The following is a 22,539-nucleotide window of genomic DNA, read 5'->3' as shown; positions in this document are numbered from 1 at the left end:
AATGAGCATTTACTCTGATTTTTTAAATCAATTTGATTATGATCTAAGAAAAAGTAACAATGCTAGATGGATAGATCAAAAATGTACTTTTGATGTTGTGTGAATTATAGCGGATTGTATTATAGAATATGTGAAAAATGAAAATGAAGAATTTACAGTGTCAGATATATGGCATAGTGAATATTCTAGAAACAATGTTATTGAAATTTTTTCAAAACCTGATCCCGAATTAAAAGCAAGTAATGAGTATGATAAATATTTTGGTCAACCAATAAAATTATTGTCTTATAGCAAAATATTGTCAACAAGAAAGGAAAATAATAGATATTTTTATAAGATTAATAACCAAGAGCTATTGGAAAATATAGCTTTAAGGCAAACAAATGCATTAAATTTTCTTTATGAGTATATAGTAAAAGTTTTAAAGGATAGTGATTTATATAAAAGCTTTGAAAAATTCTTTGAAATTCAAACTAATGATTCATATAAAGATGTAAGGCAAGACTTTATTGATTTTACTATTGAAAATACTGCAATTAATAAAGAAACAGAATGTGGGAGGATATTCGCAAAAATAATAAATCCATTAGCATTTAAACTTAAGAAACTAGGCACTGAAAAAGGTAGAATGTCATCAAAAATTATTACTATGAATGACATGCTGTATAATAAAGCTAATTGGAGAGATGAGTTAAGTGGCAAGGATAAATCGGTAACAAGAGAAGAATACGAAGACACATTGGATCAAACTAAGTCTAAAGCTTATGCTAAATATACTGTAAATAAAGCTAAAAAAGTTTTAAGAGAATATAATGCTACATATTACAGTTCTAAATCTGAAATTGAGCAAGAAACAGAAACAGTTATTGCAACACAAGCTCATCATATTTTCCCACAATCAGATTATCCGCAAATTGCTGGCTATATAGAAAATTTAATAATGCTTACCCCTGATCAGCATTTTATTATGGCTCATCCAAATAATAATACTCAATATATCGATAAGGATTTTCAGTATATTTGTTTATTAAAAAAATCTAATAAGATAATGGATAATTTGGTTTCAGATTCATTACCTAAACTTTATGATTTTTATGATTATATGTATGTTTTGAATACAGGTCTTGATACTGAAGAGTTTAGTGAAGTTGAATATTTGGATTTTCCTACAATAATTAACAAAATAGACTATTTTTATAGCGACTACATTGATAATAATAAATATATTTCAATAATTAATGATAACAAATAAACTCGGACAAAAAGGCCAACACCTTAGTGTTAATTTTTTTTGTCCTGGTTTAATTTACGGGTGTTTTTTCAAATTTATATTCACTAAAAAGTGAATTTTTGGTTTAAAACTGGGAAACTCGGGAAAATCATACATAAAAACTAGTTACCTGAATTTTTAAACTAATATTTTACAAATTCTAGACAAGAAACAACTCAATATTTTTTAATTTCTATCAAAATTTGGCTAAACTTGATATTTAAAGTTTTAAAAACAGGTAAAGGTTTGAATCAGATTTTTATTATTTATAACCAAAAATAATTGTACATCACCTAAAACAAGCAAGTCAAAGCGCCTTTTATTATTTATCAAGGCAAAAAGACTGAATTTTAAATCTAACGCCCGCGAAAGAAAAAATCTACTTATTAATCAAATAAAACAAACTAAAAAAGCCATAATTTTAACTTAAAAAGCAAAATTATAAAATATCTAAACTAGCTTTTTTAGTTTAAAACACTAACAAAAATCATAAAAAAATACAACTACTATTTAAACTCAATGTAAATAGAAAACTCGTTTTTTACTTACATTGAGCCTAAAAAAATATATGAAGTTTTGAAAGAGCCATAATTAAAATCCTTAAATTTGGAGATTTCTAAACGGTCAAATTTAAGGCATTCCATTAAATTTAAAGCCATAATGGAAAAATGGCATTATCTGAGTTTATTGTGCCAAAAACATAACTAATTCCTCCTTAATTCAACATCAAAATTTATTCTTGTATTCTTAGCGTGAGTTTTATTATAACTCAAAATTTTTTTAAACCAAGCATTTTTTTTTTTTTTTTGCAAACGGGTAAATTTAAGGCTTTCTAGCGTACTTAAAAACACAGTGCAAAAATTGGTGCTACCTGAGTTTATTGTGCCAAAAAAACATAACTAATCCTCCTTAATTCTAATAAATTTATTCTTTTATTCTTAGCGTGAGTTTTATTATAACTTAAAATTTTTTTAAACCAAGCATTTTTTTTTTTTTTTTGCAAACGGTTAAAATTTAATTTGCTCGCCACAGATTTCTTAGTTCTAAGGTTAAAATTTATTTTTGTATTCTTAACGGGAGTTTTATTATAACTTAATTTTTTGGGAGCTAAAGCAAAAATCTAAAATATTTTTAAAATTAAAGAAAAACCCCTATTGAGACCAATAGGGGTTTTGTTTGATTTATTTAAAAATTAATTAGTTTTTTCGTTTATCCGGACGGTGAATATTAAATTCTTTAAAAATGTTAGCAAAAGCATTATTAGTAAATCCACGGCCGCGAGCTTTTTTAAGATCTAAAGGATCAGAGATAATATTACCAAAATAACGGTCATCAACTACATATTCAGTGTCAATAATTGGTAGTCATTTTAGTTTTTTATCTTCTTGTTTGAATATTCCAGTAAATCTAACATTTGTTGAGAAAAAATGATCAGGAATTACTGTTTCAAATTGAATTCAACCCTTGTCCTTGTAGTGGGGATTATTTGACCCAACTTTTAGCATATTAGCTTTAAGCATTGCTATTTGATTATTGTCGTTTTGGAAAACAAAACGTCAGTCATCGGTGGGCTTAACATCTTGATAGTAGTCCTGAGTAGGAATTGGTAAATTGGTTGTTAATGTAAAAGTACGTGTATCACGGTTAAATGCGGTTTTTTGTACTTTGAGTGGATAGCCACCATCATGAATTTGGGTTCAACCTTGGGGTAGAAGGTTGACTTTTTTGTAGGCTTCTTCATTATGTTTTGTGCGAATTTCGGCAACTTCTGAATTTTGGAAATTAGGCCACCAATTTACAAAATTCGGGGCAATCATTTTACGGTTTTTCTCTAACTCATCAGGATCAACAAATAATAAATCAGTTAAATTAGCAGTGATTATATTTGATTGTTCTTGAATGACTTCTCTTGGATACCAAAGGTTAAAATAAGCACTTCCCCAATCTGCGGCATTAGCACCTACTTTTTCTTTAATATTATCAGTGTATTTATCTTTAATATCTTCTTCTTTTTGATCAGGATCATTAAATAAATCGGTGATAAAATCAGAAGCATTATAAAAAGTAACTTTTGTTGGTTGATTGGAAATAATATTTAAATAGTCATCAGGTAAGGCAAAATTATCACCAATAATGGTTGACTGGTTTGGATGTTGGTTAGTTCAACCTTTACGAGTTGATTCTTCTTTTGTCTTATTAAGACGATAAGAATAAAGATCAACATCAGTTCCTGATTTAGAATATAATTTTTGGTATAAATAACCATCAGGATCAAAAACTTTAAAAGACAAACTAGTTAGACTCTGAACCTGAGGTATGGGAAACATGTCAACAAGTGGGTCAAAACGCGGTTGGACTTGGAGGTAGGGGATTTCTCACTTTTTACCTGATGCATCTAGGGTAATAGAACGTCATTTATAGACAAAAGCTGACGAATCGCCACTACTAGAAGTATCAAAATTTGTTGGATCTTGTAAATTTTTTTTAGTTTTAGAATCAAAAACCACCTCTGATGTACTTCATGGAGTTCCAACAGTTCGCTCAACAATGAATTTTGGTTTAATAAAAGTAATTGTTGAAGTTGTTTTTTCTTCTAATTTTGGGTCTTCTTCACTTTGGGTATTATGAACTTTACTTGATTCACGATCAAAATCCTCGTCAGAAAGTTCTGAGGCTATTTCAATTGGAGCGTTAATTAGTCTTTTAATATTTGAACTTTGTAAATCAAAGCTAATAGTGTTTCCGTTAACAAGTTGGATATTTTCAACCTTAACTTCTTGACTTGAATTTGTTAAAGCATTTAGTGATAATTTAATTGCCGAATGGTTTTGATTTTGGATATGACCAAGGGAAAAAATGTGAGACTTTTCAGTTGTGCCTCGATGAAATGCTTTAGCATTTGGGTCTATTAACTCTGAGACTCATTCTCGGACTTTATCTTTAAATTTTTCGATCGTTGCACTGGCTTCTGGCGGTTGTTGTTGTTGTTGTTGTTGTTGTTGTTGTTGGAAGAGTCCCTCTAAAGCTTTATTTAAAACTTCAGGTTTGGGATTCTGGATGAGGGCAGTAATATCTAATCCTGAAAGAATTTGGTTAAATAAAGCTGGAGTTAGGTCATCAATTCGGGGAGTAACATTAATCAACGCCGGGTGAACTATTAAAGGCACTGAAGACAACCACTGGCTTGTTGGTCGACCACTGGCATCAACTGGTATTGGGTTTTTAAATTCAAGAGTTATTGTTGTTGTATTTGCTAGTGGTTGGTCAGGATTATATTGTTTTGCTCAGGAAGTATTTGAAACTTCAGGAGATTTAGCTAATTCAGGGATATTAGTTTGTTGTTTGTGTACTATTAGACTTAAGCTGTTATCTGATTTAACTTTGGTTGTTTTATTTCCTTCAGTAATAGTTTTTACTAATGAAAGACTTACACTATAGACTTGTGGTGAGACTTCTTTGACTGAATCAATTTCAAAAGTAAGACTTGGATCAAGTTGACTAAAATAAGAACTAAATTCTTGACCTAAAAGAATTTCAAGCTTTTGTTTTAGTGTTTGTAAATCTTCGTTTTGGGTCTGACTTGTTGAGTCTGAAGTTTGATTATTTTGGCTATCGTCTTGGAATGGACTAGCAAAATAAGGACTCTCTTGGAGGCTGGCGAAAGTTGATACTTCAACTGCAACTGGTTTTAATTTATCTTTGAAAAATTCGTCTTGATTTGGGGCGGTACTTTGAACTTCTGGACGAGGCTCAACAGGAACTTTATCGTCAATTCAACGGAATTTTGAATCTCTTGGAGGAACTACTTCTGGTTGTGGTTTTTTCTTGTCATAAATTGAATTAGCAAGAATTTGTAAATGACCAAATTTTTCAGCATCAAGAATTAATGACTGACTTGAAAGTGGAGCATCTTCAACCATTTGGTTTAAATTATTTCTTTGTTTTACTTGTGCCTCAGATTGTCCTGATGTCCGAATAAAAATTGTTTGTGGTGTTGATGAAATAACATCATCAACAAAATTACCAGCATTGTCATCAAAGCCAACAACATATTTGATACTTAGACCAATTATGTTTGAATCTTGATTATTAGAAGTTTGGCTATCTTCTTGAATTTCAAATTTAATTGAAGGACGTGCTCCTGAGTCTTGATATTCATTTCAATTATTAGTTAAAGCAGCTTGGGTATAAAAGGCAAAAACTAAATCTCTTAGGGTAGCAATTTTACTAAACTGAGTGTCTTTAAATGGAACTTGAGATGAATTACCATCAAGAGTATTTCAAAAAGCTGGTTGTTTAGCGATTTTAATTGCTTCTTGATAATTATTAAGAATTTTGTATGTTAGTTTTTGATTATTGTCTTGGGCTTTTTCTTGGCCAATAATTTTATCCCAAATTGCAAAAGGTAATTGGGATAACTGGTCACCAACAAGTTTATTAGTAATTTCGTCTTTTCAGTCTGGAGTGGTTGTTGACTGGTCTGAAGCTGGTTGAGTTGAAGTTGACTGAGTTGAATCAGGATTTAAACTTGCAGGTAAAAATAAAGCCATTCCTTGATTTGGGCTTGTAATATCATTAGCAAAATAACCATTGAAATCAAGAAGTTTGAGACCAAATTTTGTTACATTAACGCCGTCAGCTTCTTGTTGGTTAACAAAAGCTTGGGTGTGTTGGTAATTATCAAATTGAGTACGAATTTTTACGTTAGCTAAATCTGCCAGAGTTGGATTTAGCGGTAAGTCTTGGTAGCCTTCAAACTCAAGACCCATTTGGGTACCTATATCAACAAGTTTTTTGACTGCATCTTTGGGATCTAATGATAAAAGATGACGAAAATAAGCAAATAAAGAAGCACGATTTTTAAATGCTGAAGTTGAAACTGAATAAATATCAGCATTTTTTAATGCCTGAGCTGAGTCAATTGTTACATTTAAATTAGCAATTTCTGTCTCACTAGGAACTTGAATGCTTTGGTTTGCTAAAGTTGAACCTAATTTAAAGTCAATATTATAACTATTTGTATCACTTAAGAGCTCAATTAGTTTTTTATAGTCTTTTTGGTTAATTAATTGTTGAATTTCGAATTTTGAAAGTAAATAAGACTCAGGTGCACCTTGACTGATGTCGTAAGGATTTTCTTTGGTTGCACCAAGGGTTTGGCCTGCTCACTGAGACTGAATTGGTGAAGTATCAGCAAGTTGTTGGGCTTGTTGAGTATTTTGAGCATTTTTTAATTCTTTGAGTTGCTGACTAAGTTCAGGATAAAGGCTAGCAAGGGCATCTTCGATGTCTTGATCACGGAAATTATCAAGTTTAAAACTTACAGTTTTTTCTAAAACAGTTTTGATGTTTTGACCTGTGTCGCCAAAAATTGAAGATTTAAGTTTAATTTTGATTGGCAGTTCAATAAATAATTTTTTTGAAACTGAGTTTTGACGAATTTTAGCATTTGAAACTAAAAAGTCATAATCAAGATGTTGGCGTAAATTATCAAAAAGTAAATCGTATTTACCAAAAGAAAAAGTTAGACCGCGATTTAGACTAGCATCAACTATATCTTTAATTGCTGCTGGCTTACTTACAAGCTCTTGAAGTTGTTTATAAAAATTAATTGCATCATAACGAAACAAAGAAAATTTACCAACTAAGCCAGACTGTCTTAATGAATCACGTTGGAAAAGACTAAGTGATGAAGGAAGTAAAGTCTCAGGTTCTTGTAATGCATCAGTCTGAGGTTTATCAGGATCAAGATAATAATCAGAAGCATCAAGTAAATTAACATCGAGTTGATCGCTTAGATCTTTGGTATTAGCAAATCAAGTAGACTTATCTTTGCCAACTAAGTCAATTGAAGTTAAAAATGACTCGTCTTTATTTTTATAATTAGCTAAACTTGCTTTTGCTTGACTAGTAAATTCAGTTTTTAAATATAAACGAACACTTGGGACTTCTTGGTTGAGACTTGTTGCTCACTCATTTGGGTTTTGTGGATTTTTAACAAAACTAAATTCAAAAGGCTCTTCTAAGTCACCTTTGGCAAAACCAAAACCTTGGGACTCAAGACGAATTTTTGCTTTAATTGCCTGAATATCAAAAAATTTGCTTAAATGAGACTCAAAATCCTCTAGTGACTCAAGTTGATTTAATGTCGCAGCAAAATCATCAGCGCGAGTTAAGCCAAGAGGTCTAACTGAGCTTGATGAAAAATGAGAAAGAGGACTAGGAACTAAATTAGCAAAGTTTGAGTCAACAATATCACTAAATTGAGCCAAAGCTGCTCGCGGAGCATCAACTACCGAAAGGTAAATTGATTTTGTTGCCGAGCGGGCAACATTTTTGTCTTCAAGAGTTTCTTCAAGGTGAAATGAAAGGAAAAAACGTTGTTGTTCGTCTTGGGCTTCAAATTTTTCAATGACAACTTTATATTTGTTTGGAATTGCTAAAACACTACGGCCATTGTTAGTTAAAAAATTGAATTTACTTGCAAAATCGCTAAATTCAGTGCTTTGAGGACTAAATACTTTACCACCTAAAAGTGCTTGTTTAACAGTTTTATAATCGCTTGTAAAGTGAGCAACACTTGGCTTAAAGCTTACTGAATCAATTAGTCCAAGCTGACTAACAACACCTTGGGTAGGATTAACTCCGCGATATTTAGTTTTAGCAGCAAGGCCAGCAACAGTTCCAAAGACGCTCGACATTAGTACAACTGCAGCGGCACTACCAATTAATATTTTTGCCTTATTCTTTTGCATAAAACCCTCCAGGTTTTTTCCTTTTTTCATTATTTTTGTTATTTTGAACAAAAAGAATTATACTAAATTTAAAATTTATTTTTACTTAATTTTAAATTTTTTTTAATTAGTTAAAAGTCAATCAATAAATGTTTATGATAGTTTTAAGTATTAATTTATTGTTGTTAATAATTACTCTTAGAAGATTTAATGTAGTGTTGAATTATTTTTTATGTTTAGATTTTAAATTAAGATAATTCTAAATTATTTTAGTTAATTGTTTTTTGGCTTATGAATGTTAAATTCTTTAAAGACATTACCAAAAGCATTGTTAGTAAGACCTCGTGCATTTGCATTTTTCAAGTCTAACGTATCAGTGGTGATGTTATTAAAATAACGATCATCAATGATAAATTCAGTATCAATAATTGGCAGTCATTTTAGTTTTTTATCTTCTTGTTTGAATATACCTGCAAATCTTACATTTGAAGAAAAGAAATGATCAGGAATAACTGTTTCAAATTGAAGTGCACCATTTTCTCTAAAATCAGGGTTATTAGAGTTTTTATTTACTAGTGTTGCCTTAAGCATTGCAATTTGACCATCATCATTTTGGAAAACAAAACGTCAGTCGTCAGTGTCTTTAACTACTTGTGAATAGTCTTGAGTTGGTACTGGTATATTTGTTGTCAAGGTAAAAGTACGGGTCTCACGATTAAATGAAGTTTTTCTTACCCGGAGATTATATCCACCATCTTGAATTTTTGTCCATCCAATTGGGTTTTGAAGAACTTTGCCTTTTGCTTCTGCATTTTCAGTTGTCTGAATAACCGCAGTTTCAGAATTACGGAAATTTGGTCATCATTGAACTAAATTTGGTGCAATCATTTTTTGGTTTTTTTCAAGTTCATCAGGATCAACAAATAATAAATCAGTTAAATTAGCTGTTATTATATTTGGTTGTTTTTCAATTATTTCTTTTGGATACCAAAGATTAAAATAAGATGTTCCTCAATCAACGGCATTTGATCCAACTTTTTCTTTAACGGCTCAAGAATATTTTTTAATGTCTTCATCTTTTGAATTAGGATCACTAAAAAGATCTCTTATAAAATCACTTGAATTATAAAAAGTAACTTTAGTTGGTTGATTTAAAATAATATTTAAATAATTATTAGGAAGTCTTAAATTACTACGTACATTAAGACTTTGGCTTGGATGAACGTTAGTTCATCCTTTTCTTTCATTAGTCTCAAGTGTTTTATTTAGACGATAAGAATACAAATCTAATTGTGATTTAGGGCTGGTTGAACTAGAATTAGTAGTAGAGACACTAACTTGTTGGGTATTTTTGGAGCTTGCATATTTAGAAATGAAATTACTTGGATCATATACTTGGAATGATAAAGCTTGGAGGTTGTCAGCTGGGTCACCGTCGAATAAACTAGTTAGAGGGTCATGATTGTGTTTCAATATCGCGTATGTTGCACCATTGGGGGCGGAGGTGGAATTGCCGCGGAACGTAATCTGATCTTTGTCCTTGGTGGACTCGGCGAGTTTCTGGACCTCTGAGATTTTACTATTTATTGCTTTTTTATACCATTCGGGGTCTCTATTTAAATCTTTAGATTTTAATTCTGGCTTCTTAATTGTTTGCCATGGTATTCCAACAGTTTTTTCTACTATAAACTTAGGTTTTATAAAGGCAAAGTTTGAATGTTGTTTATCGTTTAGAATTAATTGATTATAGACTTCATCGGCGGTAAGACTAGAAGCTATTTCAATCGGAGCATTGATTAGCCTTTTTATGTTGGTACTATCTAAATCAAAACTTAAAACCTTTTCACTAACACGTCGAAGATTTTCGACCTTAACTTGAGTTGAAGTATTAATTTGTTGATTTAAAGATAAATGTATTTTTGGTTGAAACGCAGATGGCGGGAGATCGGGTTCGTTAGTGGGTTTTGGTGTGTCGGTTAGTTTTTTTGCAGCTTCTTGGAGTTGTTTTTCCTTTTCATCTCTTTGTTTTAGTACTTCTTCTCTTTTAGTGCTATTAAACCTACCCGCTCATGTATCTTGGTTTGTTTTTTTTGCTAACTCTGCATTAGTACGCTCTCAGGGAATATCAAGTGCTCGTTCTACTTGAGTTAATAATACTGGGTGAATTGTCACCGGCACTGAAGATAATCACTGACTTGTTGGCCGACCATTGGCATCAACTGGTATTGGGTTTTTAAATTCAAGAGTTATTGTTGTTGAATTTGCCAAAGGCTGGTCAGGATTGTATTGTTTAGCCCAAGAAGTATTTGAAACTTGCGGAGATTTAGCTAATTCAGGAATATTAGTTTGTTGTTTGTGTACTAGTAGTGTTAGACTTTTATCTGATTTAACTTTGGTTGTTTTATTGCCATCATTAATAGTTTTTACTAATGAAAGACTAACACTATAGACTTGTGGTGAGACTTCTTTGACTGAATCGATTTCAAAAGTAAGACTTGGATCAAGTTGACTAAAATAAGAACTAAATTCTTGACCTAAAAGAATTTCCAATTTTTGTTTTAGTGTTTGTAAATCTTCGTTTTGTTCTTGACTTGTTGAATCTGAATTTTGATTATTTTGGCTATCGTCTTGGAATGGACTAGCAAAATAAGGACTCTCTTCAAGGCTAGCAAAAGTTGAGACCTCAACAGCAACTGGTTTTAATTTATCTTTAAAAAATTCATCTTGATTTGGGGCGGTACTTTGAACTTCTGGACGAGGCTCAACAGGAACTTTGTCATCAATTCAACGGAATTTTGAATCTCGTGGAGGAACTACTTCTGGTGCTGGTTTTTTCTTGTCATAAATTGAATTAGCAAGAATTTGTAAATGACCAAATTTTTCAGCATCAAGAATTAATGACTGACTTGAAAGTGGAGCATCTTCAACCATTTGGTTTAAATTATTTCTTTGTTTTACTTGTGCCTCAGATTGTCCTGATGTCCGAATAAAAATTGTTTGTGGTGTTGATGAAATAACATCATCAACAAAATTACCAGCATTGTCATCAAAGCCAACAACATATTTGATACTTAGACCAATTATGTTTGAATCTTGAGTGTTAGAAGTTTGGCTATCTTCTTGAATTTCAAATTTAATTGAAGGACGTGCTCCTGAGTCTTGATATTCATTTCAATTATTAGTTAAAGCAGCTTGGGTATAAAAGGCAAAAACTAAATCACTTAGGGTAGCAATTTTACTAAATTTATTATCTTTAAAAGGAACTTGAGATGAATTACCATCAAGAGTATTTCAAAAAGCTGGTTGTTTAGCGATTTTAATTGCTTCTTGATAATTATTAAGAATTTTAGATGTTAGTTTTTGGCTATCGTTTGCTGCTTTTTCTTGACCGATAATTTTATCTCAAATTGCAAAAGGTAATTGGGCTAACTGGTTTTTATCACCAAGTTTATTAGCAATTTCAGCTTTTCAATCAGGAGTTTGGGTTGAATTAGTACCTGCAGTTGACTGAACTGAATCACGGCTTAGACTTGCAGGTAAAAATAAAGCCATTCCTTGATTTGGGCTTGTAATATCATTAGCAAAATAACCGTTAAAATCAAGAAGTTTGAGACCAAATGTTGTTACGTTAAAGTCTGTTTCTTGTTGGTTAACAAAAGCTTGGGTGTGTTGGTAGTTATCAAATTGAGTATGAATTTTTACTTTTGCTAAATCAGCCAGAGTTGGATTTAGCGGTAAGTCTTGGTAGCCTTCAAATTCAAGGCCGATTTGGGTACCTATATCAACAAGTTTTTTAACTGCCTCTTTGGGATCTAATGATAAAAGATGACGAAAGTAAGCAAATAAAGAAGCACGATTTTTAAATGCCGAAGTTGAAACTGAATAAATATCAGCATTTTTTAATGCCTGAGCTGAGTCAATTGTTACATTTAAATTAGCAATTTCTGTCTCACTAGGAACTTGAATACTTTGGTTTGCTAAAGTTGAACCTAATTTAAAGTCAATATTATAACTATTTGTATCACTTAAAAGTTCAATTAGTTTTTTATAGTCTTTTTGGTTAATTAATTGTTGAATTTCGAATTTTGAAAGTAAATAAGACTCAGGTGCACCTTGACTGATGTCATAAGGATTTGCTTTGGTTGCCCCAAGGGTTTTGCCTTCTCACTGAGACTGAATTGGCGAAGTATCAGCTAGTTGTTGAGCGTTTTGGCTTTGAGCGCTTTTTAATGCTTTTAGTTGCTGACTAAGTTCAGGATAAAGGCTTGCTAAGGCATCTTCGATATCTTGATCACGGAAATTATCAAGTTTAAAACTTACAGTTTTTTCTAAAACAGTTTTGATGTCTTGACCGCTGTCGCCAAAAATTGAAGATTTTAGTTTGATTTTAATTGGCAGTTCAATAAATAATTTTTTTGAAACTGAGTTTTGACGAATTTTAGCATTTGAAACTAAAAAGTCATAATCAAGATGTTGGCGTAAATTATCAAAAAGTAAATCGTATTTACCAAAAGAAAATGTTAGACCGCGACTTAGACTAGCATCAACTATATCTTTAATTGCTGCTGGCTTACTTACAAGTTCTTGAAGTTGTTTATAAAAATTAATTGCATCATAACGAAACAATGAAAATTTACCAATTGAGCCAGACTGTCTTAATGAATCACGTTGAAAAAGACTAAGTGATGAAGGAAGTAAAGTCTCAGGTTCTTGCAGCGCATCAGTCTGAGGCTTATCAGGATCAAGATAATAATCAGAAGCATCAAGTAAATTAACATCGAGTTGATCGCTTAGATCTTTGGTATTAGCAAATCAAGTAGACTTATCTTTGGCAATTAAGTCAATTGAAGTTAAAAATGACTCGTCTTTATTTTTATAATTAGCCAGAGTTGCTTTTGCCTGACTAGTAAATTCAGTTTTTAAATATAAACGAACCGCTGGAACTTCTTGGTTGAGACTTGTTGCTCACTCATTTGGGTTTTGTGGATTTTTAACAAAACTAAACTCAAAAGGCTCTTCTAAGTCACCTTTGGCAAAACCAAAACCTTGGGACTCAAGACGAATTTTTGCTTTAATTGCCTGGATATCAAAAAATTTGCTTAAATGAGACTCAAAATCCTCTAATGACTCAAGTTGATTTAATGTTTTTGCAAAATCATCAGCACGAGTTAGTCCTAAAGGTCTAACTGAGCTTGATGAAAAATGAGAAAGAGGACTAGGAACTAAATTAGCAAAATTAGAGTCAACAATATCACTAAATTGAGCCAAAGCTGCTCGCGGAGCATCAACTACCGAAAGGTAAATTGATTTTGTTGCCGAGCGGGCAACATTTTTGTCTTCAAGAGTTTCTTCTAAATGAAAGGAAAGGAAAAAACGTTGTTGTTCGTCTTGGGCTTCAAATTTTTCAATAATTACTTTATATTTATTTGGAATTGCTAAAACACTACGACCATTATTAGTTAAAAAATTGAATTTGCTTGCAAAATCGCTAAACTCGCTACTTTGGGCATTAAATACTTTACCCCCCAAAAGTGCTTGTTTAACAGTTTTATAATCACTAGTAAAGTGAGCAACACTTGGTTTAAAGCTTACTGAATCAATTAGTCCAAGTTGACTAACAACACCTTGGGTAGGATTAACTCCGCGATATTTAGTTTTAGCAGCAAGGCCAGCAACAGTTCCAAAGACCGTCGACATTAGTACAATTGCAGCGGCACTACCGATCAATATTTTTGCCTTATTCTTTTGCATAAAAACCTCCGGGTTTTTTACTATATTATTCTTTTAATTTAGTTATTTTTTAAATAACTAAATACTTAATTTAAATTTATTAATATTAATTATTATTTAACATAATATTGTTTTTTTAATATTTTGTTAAGTCTTTGTTATTTAAAATATTGATCAATAAATGCTTTACGTACCTCAAGACGAGCTTTGTCATCTTTAAGTAGTCTCTCACCTTTAAAGACAGCAAGAGATTTGAATGTGATTCCATCACGTTCTTTAGCTGAAGAATCATCAAGACTATTAATTATTCGATCACCAATTTGGGAATAATCAATTCCACGTCCAAACAATACACCAATTGGGGTATCTGGATTAATATTGCGTTTAGCATCTTTATAAATTGATTTTAGTTGACTTGTTCAAACATATGGATCTTGGTTTGGTTCTCTTTGGGCAATCAAACTAAATGTAACTGAAGAATCATCAATACGAACTTCTAAAATTAAGGTTTTATCTAAAAATGACTCAAGTGCAACATTTCCGTTTGGTCTTGTGTGATTAAACCAAATACCATCTTCTTTGTAAATTTGTCCTTGTCCTTGGGCGAAGAGGTCAGTATTGTGAGGTTCAGGGAAATATTTTCTAAAAATTTCATTTACATCATTTACGTCAGTAGCTGTAATGGTTTTTGATGGATCTGTAGGAGTAATTTTTTGACCTTGTCCAACTTCAAAATCATCCATTCCATCTTTATAATCGTAAAGTTTAGATGAATCTTCTGTGCCTGTTGGATCAGCATCACGGAAAACAATTAATCCTTTTGTTTGCCAATCATGTTCAGTTGTTGGTACTTGACTTTTATCAATTGCTAATGAACGGGCTTTTTCAGTTCTTCAACCTAAATTTAGTGTTGTAAAAATTCCAGTTTCGCCTTTTATATCAAAAGTACGGAATAATTCAAGATGAGTCGCACCAAATGAACCTTCTCTTGCATCTGGAGCGGTTGATAATAATTTATATGATTGATTTAGGAGTGTTTCTGGTTTTGCTAAAACATCGCTAAGTTTAAAGGTGAAATATAAAACCCCTTTATCCATTGTTGATTTTTCAACTTGGCGTCCGAATGTTTTAATAATTCGTTTACCTTCACCGTCAAATTCATAAAGAAGCGGTTGTTTAATAGCTAAACCTTTTCCGTTAGTAGCTCTTTGGTTATAAAAGCCATTGTCTTGAAGTAAATTATCAAGTGCACTATTGTCAGTAAAATTATTTACTTTAAATTGGAATGCTGTACTATTTGCTGAGCTAATATTAGTTAAAATTGGCTTAGATGGAGTACCTTCATGAGCATGATATTCAAGTCCTGAACTTCCGTCAATGAAAACATCTGGTCCATAAGCAAGTGATTTTCTAAGAGCACCATTATTTTTATTAATACCAACAAAACCAAAGACTGATGAGGCAATTGCATCATTATCACTATCACGAACTTCAAAAACAAAATTATATGAACGATTTTTCTCGTCATATTGACTTGATATTGCTAATTTTTGACCTTGAGCTAATGTAAATGTTCCAAACTTATCAAGATAATTAATTAAATAATCACCAAAAGCAAATGTTTCTTCTTGAGCTGGAGGAGTTGCTGTATCTTGGAAAGGTGTTGCATTATTTGCTACCGAAGAAGTAGAAGTTGCTGCAGCACCTGAACTTGAGCTTGAACTAGAAGAACTTGAGCTAGAAGAAGAACTTGAGCTTGAGGTTGAAGATGAAGATGAATCTGTACTTGAACTAGAAGATGAACTTGAGCCAGAAGATGCACCTGAAGCGCCTGAATTTGGAGCTGGAGTAGCTGGAGTTGCCGGTGGATTTGCTGGAGCCGGCGGATTAGCCGGTGTTGCTGGAGCTGGGGTAGCTTCAACTTTAGGTTTTTGCAAACTTATTGGAACACTAATTGGATTTAGTGTTGATTTTAAATAAGCTTTGGCTTGATTTTTTTCACTATCTGAAAGACTAAATCATGAATCAAGTTTTGCAGTTTTGAAAATATTATCTAAATCTGATTGGAATAATAAATAAGGAAGTGAATTATTGAAATCTACTTTGTGATTATTACCAACTAATTTTTCGAGTTCTTGTTGAGTTTTAGAACCTTTAAAATCAATTGTGATTGGGAATGTTCAACCTGTAAATTTAAATGATTCTGGTGCTGTAGTTGTTGCAACAGCAACATTTACTGTTTGAGACTCGGTACTTTGAACTTTAGGTTTTTCAATACCCTCATAAATTTCTAAATATGGAACATTTTCAGGACTTACTTCTAATTTGAAATTAGAATCAGCTTGAAAATTAACATTAAGTTTTAAAGTTTTAGCTGTGCTTGACTCGTCCTGTTTTTGATCTATTGAAAAATCAAAATTATAATCACCAACTTTAAGATTACTATTAGTTTCAAATCAAAAATCTAATTTATCTGGGGTAACTACAACAGATTTACCTTCAGACTGCATAGTTGGTAATTGGTAATTATAAATTTCAAAATAAGGGGCGTAAAAGGCTTTATCTTTTTTAGCTATGTCTTCAGGAGTGTCTTGTTTAGGTTGTTCTGGAGTCTGAGTCTGAGTTTCTTGTTGAGGTTGTTGTTGCTGCGGCTGTTGTTGTTGAGGCTGTTGTTGCTGCGGTTGCTGTTGCTGAGGCTGTTGTTGCTGTTCTTGTCCTTGAACTTCGGTAGACGAAAGTGCAGCAACACTTGCCTGAACAGCGGTAGGTTGTTGGGTTTCTGTCGGAAGATCGATATTATATTCGTCTTTTAGATATTTTTTAATTGCGTCGGTTGTTTTTGAATCTTTTTTGCTAAGTTCTGTTAATTGTTTTTCAAATTCGCTTTGAGTTTCTCCACTGCCTTGTCCTGCAGACTCAGGTTGTGCTGGTGTAGCTGTACCTGACGGCTCACCCATGATTGCTTTTTTGATTTTATCATTATCTTTTTGATATGCATCAAAAACCTCAGCCACCTTTGAGCCTGCAGCTGAACTTTGTTTTTGATAATCAGAAATTAATTTAGCAAGACTTTGTCCTGGATTTTTTCTAAAATATTCCGCAACTTGTGGTTTTAGACTAATATATTTATTTTGATTTTTATTTATTTTTGCAAATATTTTATTTTGAACTGATTCAACTGAACTAAGACCAGTAATGTCTAGCCCAATTAATTTTTCTTTGTTGGATTGATCCAATAATTTTAGTCAAATTTTTGCAGTACCTTTTGTATCATCAATATCAATTTTAACTAGTGATTTTTCAGAAGTAACTGGTAATAAAGTATACTCATTTGGAATTAAACTCTGAAGTCCAGAAGCAGCAATTAATTCAAGTCCACCAAATGATTCTAAAGTTTGTTTAAATGCAAGTTCAAGATTAGAATTTGTTGGTTTTAGTTTAGAAACTAAAGGAACTTCAGGAGCTTTAGGTGCCTCAGGAGCAGGAGTGCTTACGCTTGGTTGATTTGAGCCATTTTGAGTTCCAGCTGCTGCCCCGGTTGAACCAGTATCACCATTTGATCCAGTTGCTCCATCTGTTGAACCACCGCCTGATGCTTGGCCTGTTCCTCCAGTTGATGCTCCACTTGATCCTTCAGTTGATGTTCCTGAACCAGCTGAACCACCTGTTCCTCCGCCACCGCTACCTTGCTGTTGAAACTGACTTGCTATTCCAGAAAGAGCACTAACTTGGGTCGCAGTTGCTACATTAGCTCCACTAAAAATTTCAGGAGAAATTTTACGAAGGTTAGTTAGTAATTGATCTTGAAATTTAAGGGCAAAAGCTGAAGGAAAAATTGAATCTGAAGCAAACTTTTTAGTTAATTGAGACTTATCAAGATTGTATTTTGAAGACTCGGCAATGAAATTTTCAAGAAAATCTTGATTAGCAATAGCACTAAATCCAGAAAGACTAGCACTAAAAGCACGACTTGCTACTTCTTTTTTTGTTTTTTTATCAAAAACAAAAACGGTTAAGTTCTTAATTGAATTTGACTCAACCTTTGTTTCTTCAGTTACTTGAATGTCAAAAAATAAATCAGAAAATTTATTATCAACTTTTGAAAAATCAACTGCTTGACTTAATTTAAAAGCATATAATGGATCTGTGTGTAATTTAAATGCCTGAGAAGCTGAAATTTTGCTTCATTCAGGTTTTAGACTAAAATTGCTGATGGCAGCGACCAAATCAGCATCGTTTATTGGCGGGTTTAATTTCGTTTCGGACTTGTCATTATCAAATAATTGTTGATAAGACGAGTTAAGTGCTGATCGTTGAAGACCAATACCAACTCCGGCTGTAATTCCGATGAAACTAAGTCCCGCTAAAACTATTAATACTTTGTTGCGAATTTCTTTTTTCATAATGTAAAAAATTATACCAAAAAAAATTAATTTTTTTTATTTTTGAAATACTTAATTATCCTTTTTTTTTTTTTTTTGCAGGTTGTTTGAATTTCGAAACATATTATAAATTATTTTTTTGACTTAATGAATGATTTTCTCCTATTTTTTTAAATTATAATTTTCATAAATAGTAAAATTATACCAAAAAGAAAATTATTTTTTCCTTTTTATTAAAAATATGCTAAAATTAAGGCATTTTCTGTGCTCATAGTAAGACCAAAGCCAAAACAAATAAGCCAAAAACTATCCTAATAAATAAAATAAAAATAAATTATATATTATTTTAAAAAAATGGTATAATTCTAAGCGGTTAATTAATGCAAGAAAAGAATGAGTTAATAAATTAAGGGGGCAAAGCGATCTAATGAAAAATGTTATCAATTTTTTTAAGACTTCTTCAGAACTACGGCTTGCATACCGTCTTTTAAAGCAGATTAACCAAAAACGCGGTTATTATGGTTCAATGACCGATCAGGATCTTTCAAATCAAACAAATGTTCTAAAAAAGCGCCTGGCTAATGGTGAAAAACTTAAAGATATTAGGGTTGATGCCTTTGCCGTGGCTCGTGAGGCAACAAAAAGAATCCTTGGAAAAACGCCATATGATGTCCAAATTCTTGGTGGACTAATTCTTGACATGGGTTCGGTTGCTGAGATGAAAACTGGAGAAGGTAAAACAATTGCCTCAATTGCGCCAGTTTATCTTAATGCACTTTCAGGTCAAGGAGTTATTGTCTCCACTGTAAATGAATATCTATCTGAACGGGACGCTGAAGATAATGGTAAGGTTTATAATTTTTTAGGTCTTTCTGTTGGAATTAACAAAGCTGAAATGGATCCTGAAACTAAAAGAATGATGTATGGCGCTGATATTACCTACTCAGTTCATTCAGAATTAGGATTTGACTATTTGCGGGACAACATGGTCTATAGTGCTGCTGAAAAAGTTCAAAGAGGGCTAAATTTTTGTCTTATTGATGAAATTGATTCAATTTTAATTGACGAGGCTAAAACCCCTTTGATTATTAGTGGTGGAAAATCCAACCTTCCGGCTCAATATTTATCTGCCAACCAATTTGTAAATACACTTGTAAATGAAGATTTTTATATTGACCAAGAAACAAAAGGTATTAAATTAAACGACAAAGGTATTGACAAAGCTAATGCTTTTTTTGGTTTGCGCAACCTTTATGAAATTGAAAACTCTGAACTTGTTCACCGAATTCAAAATGCCCTTCGTGCCAATAAGGTGATGAAAAAAGACGTTGAATATATTGTCCAAGACGGTAAAATCGAGCTTGTTGACCAATTTACCGGGCGAATTATGGCCGGAAGATCTTATTCTGAAGGTCTACAACAAGCCCTTCAGGCAAAAGAAGGAATCGAAATTGAACCTGAAACTAAAACCTTAGCAACAATTACTTACCAAAACTTTTTTCGTCTTTTTAAAAAACTCTCAGGAATGACCGGAACTGCAAAAACCGAAGAACAAGAGTTCATCGATGTTTATAATATGCGTGTAAATGTCATTCCAACAAACAAACCACTGGCGCGCCGCGATGAAAAAGATGAAATTTTTGCCACAATTGAACAAAAAAATAAAGCAATTATTGCCGAAGTCCAACGAGTTCATAAAACTGGCCAGCCAATCTTAATTGGAACCTCCCAAGTTGTTGACTCAGAGACTCTATCAGAAATGCTTAACCAAAAAGGTCTGTTTCACACAGTTTTAAATGCAAAACAAAACCAACTTGAGGCTGAAATTATCGCAAAAGCAGGCCGTAAAAATGCAATAACAATCGCAACTAATATGGCCGGCCGGGGAACAGATATTATTCTTGAACCTGGAGTTATTGATCTTGGCGGACTTTATATTTTAGGGACAGATAAGGCTGAATCAAGAAGAATTGACAACCAACTTCGTGGGCGGTCAGGTCGCCAAGGTGATATTGGTGTCTCAAGGTTTTTTATTTCCCTTCAAGACCAATTATTGCGCCGTTTTTCCAATTTTGAACAAATTTTTGATAGCTACGGCCAAACAGCAGGGGCAATCAAAGGAAAATATATTCACTCGGTTTTACTGGCAGCCCAGAAAAAAATTGAAGGCTTTAACTTTGATATGCGAAAAACCGTCTTGAGCTATGATGATGTTATACGCCAGCAACGTGATTTAATTTATACTCAACGTGATATTTTGCTCCAGATTGAAAATTTTGACCATTATATTAAAAAGATGATCATTAGAGCTGTTGAAGTTATTTTAGGATATGACTTTATTTTGCTACCAAACCAAGAAATTCACTATAAAAATTTAATCAATTTTCTTAATGACAACCTTTCAAGAATAACTCGCTATGATTTTGGCCAAAGCGGAATTGAAAAATACCCTTTTGAAGAGCTCAGCAACTTTTTAGTCCAAGAACTAAATAAAATTTATTTTGAAACTCTGCAGCCAACCTTAAAAGAAAATATTGGCCAAAACTATTTCCAATCCGAGCGGCACATAATTTTATCTGTGCTTGATAATCACTGGCAAAACCATATTGACACAATTGACAAACTTCGCTCTTCAGCAAATTTAGTCCAATACTCACAAAAAAATCCTTACCAAATTTTTACCGAACAAGCCACTTCAAAATTTAATATTTTAATTTCTGAATCTGCCTACCAGGCAATTGTTGCCTTATTTAATAACTCTAATGCTGAAAAAATTGAATATGTCCAGGCAATTCTTTCTGATGGAAGTGCAATTTCTTATCCAGCTAATACTCCCGAGCATATTGTTGCCCAACTGATTGCAACTAATGAAGACCGAATTGCTTATGCAAAACAAATTGAAAAAGAGTCTCAGCCTGAATTTATTTATGAACAACTCAAAAATAATAACATTCAAAGACTGGATGCTAGCGGTGGATTTGAACTCTGACAAATTGCAAATAATAAACTTGTTAATCTCAAAGAAGATATGCCCCTTGAGGAAAAACGCAATATTTTACTAAGAATGAATCAAGAACAACTTGAACTTTTGGCCCAAAAAGAACTCCAAATTGACTCTGAAATTTCTGACCAAGGACAAAATACTCAAAACCCTTTTGAGACAAATGAGCAAAACCAAAACAAACAAGCCAACCAAGATGACTTTTTACCTTCAAACTTCTTTTTTGATGTAAAAGACGACCCTGATGCGCTCATGAAAATGTTAGAACTGGACAGACAAAAAGAAATGGCCAGAGCTGAGCAAAGCAAGCAACAAAACTTGGAAAATCCAGAAAAACCCGACGAAGATCAGATTTCTAATTCTCAAAATTCAGGCGACTAAGGACCCCCCTAAAATTAAGGAAAAACTTTAGAATGCAAAGAAAATAAGAAAACTTGCTTGTTTTTACTTTTTTCCTTGTTTTTCATTAAAAAGCGCTAAAATTGGCAGAAAGGTTAAAATCAAAGGATGCTAAAAAACACTAATATTTTGCTTTTATTGGCGAAAATTAGCTATTTTGTGTCAGTGTTAGGTTTTATCTTTTCTATTGTAGAAAATTTTTTCTACTACTGGTTCTTTGAAAACTTCACCTTTGCAATTTTTATTGGTCTTATTGGTCTTGCTAGTTTTTTTGCTGTTTTGTTGATTTTTTTGCTGTTTTTGCCAAAAATTGCTCCACTTTATTGAAAAAATAGTTTATTTAATGATAAAAGATTTCAAAAAGATTTGTGCAATTTTTGACAGAAAAATAGTAAATTCTTTTTAATTGCAGTTTCTTTATGTTTTTCTTTTTTAATTATTTTCAATTTGGTTAATTTATTGTTGTACGGAATTATTTATTATAGTTTTTCTCTTGTTTTTGGTTCTTGCTTTTGTCTCTTTTGGATTAAATTCCGAATTTGTGCAAAATGTTATGCCGTTTAGAAATGATTTTCCTGAGTTTGCCAGTTTGATGGTAAAATCTTTAATTTTTATTATTTTAAATTTAACTTTTTGCAAAAAAAAAAAAAAAAATGCTTGGTTTAAAAAAATTTTAGGTTATAATTAGTCTCACTTAAGAATAAATTAATAAATTTTGATATTGAATTAGGGAGGAATTAGTTATGTTTGTTGGCTAAAAATCAGATATTGCGAATTTTCCATTATATTTTTAAATATGATGGAATGCCTTAAATTTGACCGTTTAGAAATCTACAAATTTATGGCTTTTAATTATGGCTCTTTCAAAACTTCATATATTTTTTTAGGCTCAATTTAAATAAAAACGAGTTTTCTATTTACATTGAGTTTAAATAGTAGTTGAATTTTTCTTTCATGAGTGTTAGATTTAAAATTTAGTGTTTTTTCTTGATAGTTATTTTTTCCTTAGTTTGCCAAAAAAGT

The 22,539-nt window shown here is 32.1% G+C and carries 5 protein-coding genes; 2 read left to right on the top strand and 3 right to left on the bottom strand.

Features of this window, described 5'->3' with window-relative positions; translation table 4 throughout:
* Position 1 precedes the first annotated feature (1 nt).
* The gene (locus U3G01_RS01360) at positions 2 to 1,252 is read left to right on the top strand and encodes a restriction endonuclease (RefSeq protein ID WP_326564857.1); all 1,251 of its coding nucleotides are present in this window, start codon (positions 2 to 4) and stop codon (positions 1,250 to 1,252) included.
* Positions 1,253 to 2,466: 1,214 nt separating this feature from the next.
* Here U3G01_RS01360 and U3G01_RS01355 read toward each other — a convergent pair.
* The 3 genes from U3G01_RS01355 to U3G01_RS01345 all read right to left on the bottom strand — a co-directional run bounded on the left by U3G01_RS01355 (position 2,467) and on the right by U3G01_RS01345 (position 18,137).
* Entirely contained in the window at positions 2,467 to 8,025 is a 5,559-nt protein-coding gene (locus tag U3G01_RS01355; RefSeq protein WP_255030521.1) for a P97 family adhesin, read from the bottom strand.
* Positions 8,026 to 8,277: 252 nt separating this feature from the next.
* Positions 8,278 to 13,755: a P97 family adhesin gene (locus U3G01_RS01350; protein ID WP_326564856.1), complete on the bottom strand. Its 5,478-nt coding sequence runs from the start codon at positions 13,753 to 13,755 to the stop codon at positions 8,278 to 8,280.
* Positions 13,756 to 13,892: 137 nt separating this feature from the next.
* The gene (locus tag U3G01_RS01345) at positions 13,893 to 18,137 is read right to left on the bottom strand and encodes a P110/LppT family adhesin N-terminal domain (protein ID WP_255030525.1); all 4,245 of its coding nucleotides are present in this window, start codon (positions 18,135 to 18,137) and stop codon (positions 13,893 to 13,895) included.
* A 406-nt stretch (positions 18,138 to 18,543) separates the two neighbouring features.
* Here U3G01_RS01345 and secA point away from each other — a divergent pair, with 406 nt between their 5' ends.
* Positions 18,544 to 21,498: a preprotein translocase subunit SecA gene (secA, locus tag U3G01_RS01340; protein ID WP_255030527.1), complete on the top strand. Its 2,955-nt coding sequence runs from the start codon at positions 18,544 to 18,546 to the stop codon at positions 21,496 to 21,498.
* Positions 21,499 to 22,539 lie beyond the last annotated feature (1,041 nt).

The sequence above is a fragment of the Mesomycoplasma ovipneumoniae genome, assembly GCF_035918255.1.
Lineage (GTDB): Bacteria > Bacillota_I > Bacilli_A > Mycoplasmatales > Metamycoplasmataceae > Mesomycoplasma > Mesomycoplasma ovipneumoniae_A.
The sequence above is the reverse complement of the archived record's forward strand: the minus strand, read 5'-3'. Positions and strand labels throughout refer to the sequence as shown.